Annotated in this window: 2 protein-coding genes; one reads left to right on the top strand and one right to left on the bottom strand. The window is 69.4% G+C overall.

Annotation, left to right across the window (positions count from 1 at the left end; genetic code table 11):
* Positions 1-119: 119 nt before the first annotated feature.
* Positions 120-1,097: a sphingomyelin phosphodiesterase gene (gene sph / locus ACFW2Y_RS35680; protein ID WP_384887872.1), complete on the bottom strand. Its 978-nt coding sequence runs from the start codon at positions 1,095-1,097 to the stop codon at positions 120-122.
* A gap of 182 nt (positions 1,098-1,279) precedes the next feature.
* On the opposite strand from sph, the gene ACFW2Y_RS35675 reads away from it, so the two are divergent.
* Positions 1,280-1,765: a hypothetical protein gene (locus tag ACFW2Y_RS35675; protein WP_384887870.1), complete on the top strand. Its 486-nt coding sequence runs from the start codon at positions 1,280-1,282 to the stop codon at positions 1,763-1,765.
* Positions 1,766-1,802: the final 37 nt, after the last annotated feature.

Here is a 1,802-nt window from a genome sequence, read left to right as displayed (position 1 = left end):
CCCCGGGAAGGGGCGGCACACGAGTCCCGGCTCCTTGTTCGTGATGCTCTGCGTCCTCGCGGTGCTCGGTGCCTGGCTCTACAGCCTCTTCGGCCGGTACCCCTATTGAGGCGGTCCGGTCAGAAGCCGGTGACGGGGTAGTGGTCGGAGAGGTTGGTGTACGTGTACTGCTTGCCCCAGCTGGAGACCGTCCAGGGCGCGCTCTGCTCCAGGACCACGTTGTTGGTCCAGTTGGCGGGCCGGGCGTTCCCGGCGCGGTAGAGGACGTAGTCGAGGTCTTCGCGCGGGTCGTTCGGGTAGCGCTCGGAAGCGATCGAGTTCAGTGCGGTGTCGAAGGAGTACGGGTGGCCGGTGCGGGCGTCGGCCCCGGCCAGGCCCGCGTCGGCGAGCATCGTGCCGTACTCGGGCGTCCGCGAGTCGACGTTCATGTCGCCGGCGACGATCACCTGCTCGTCCGCCGGGATGTTCTTCGCGTCGAGGAACGCGTCCATCGCCTTGAACTGGCGACTGCGCATCTGCGCCGCCTCGCCCGCCGCGCAGCCCGGGTCCGTGGACTGGGCGTGGGTGCCGACGACGTGGACCCGGGTCCCGTTGACGTCGAGCACCACGTAGGCGAAGCCCTTGTTCGAGTACCAGTCGGCGCCGCAGGCGTCCTTGTAGACATACTGCTCCTTGCGGACGATCGGCCACTTGCTGAGGATCGTCACGCCCCCGTCCTCGGGCGTGAACGAGGAGTAGGCCCCGCCGGTGGCGTCCCAGCCGCTCTTGCTGCGGCCCACGATCGGGGTCTGGTGGGGGTACTGCGCGGCGGCGTTCGCCTTGAGGGCGTCGGAGGCGGAGTTGTCGAAGGCCTCCTGGAGGACGACGACGTCCTGTCCCTGGAAGAAGGGGGTGGCGGGGATCGCCTTCGCCCGGTGGTCCTGCCCCCAGTTCGGGTACAGGTTCTTGGAGAAGAGGAAGGTGTTGTACGTGAGCACCTTCATCCGCGGGGCCTCGGCAGCCGTGGTCGGGGCGGCGGAGGCGGTCGGGGCCGCCACCGTCAGGGTGGCGGCGGCGAGCGCGAGTGAAAGCGCGGCGCCGGGAACACGGCGGAGCATGGCGAACGACACGTGAACTCCCGTGAAGACGTGGGGGGTTGGACTGGCGCCGCACATACAATCAGCCACGGTTACCTTCCGGTAGCCTTTGGGTGCCGGGAATCTTGACGAGCTCGCAAGATCACGCCAACTCTGGTTCCACTGTCTGTTTTGTCGTGTTTTGGAGCAGGTAGAATGCGCGCATGACCCTCGCGAACTCCACTGTCTTCACGACCGACCTCGGTCCGCTCAACCCCGTCTGGGCCGAGCTCATCCTCGGCGCGGTGCTGTTCGGAATCACCTTCCTCATCATGGCGAAGGCCGTCCTTCCGAAGATCAAGCGCACCCTGGACGAGCGTGAGGACGCCATCGACGGCGGCACCGAGCGCGCCGACGACCTGCGTTCCGAGGCCGCGGCGATCCGCGAGCAGTACGAAGCCGAGCTCGCCGAGGCCCGCCACGAGGCGGCGCGCATCCGCTCCCAGGCCACCGAGGAGGGCTCGGCCGCCATCGCCGCCGCCCGTGCCGAGGGCATCGCCGAGCGCGACGCGATCCTCGCCGCCGGCACCGCCAAGATCGCGGAGGAGCGTTCCGCGGCCGAGCGCGAGCTCACCGCCGACGTCGACGCCTGGGCCCACGCCCTCGCGGCCCGCATCGTCGGCGAGCCGGTCGGTGCCGACCGCGCCTGACCCCGTACTCCACGGAAGGGGCCGTCGACCGGGCCAC

Source organism: Streptomyces sp. NPDC058877 (assembly GCF_042742855.1).
GTDB lineage: Bacteria > Actinomycetota > Actinomycetes > Streptomycetales > Streptomycetaceae > Streptomyces.
The sequence above is the reverse complement of the archived record's forward strand: the minus strand, read 5'-3'. Positions and strand labels throughout refer to the sequence as shown.

Coding starts and splice junctions, on each gene's coding strand:
- sph (WP_384887872.1), bottom strand. CDS start 1,097: ATGCTCCGCCGTGTTCCCGGCGCCGCGCTTTCACTCGCGCTCGCCGCC.
- ACFW2Y_RS35675 (WP_384887870.1), top strand. CDS start 1,280: ATGACCCTCGCGAACTCCACTGTCTTCACGACCGACCTCGGTCCGCTC.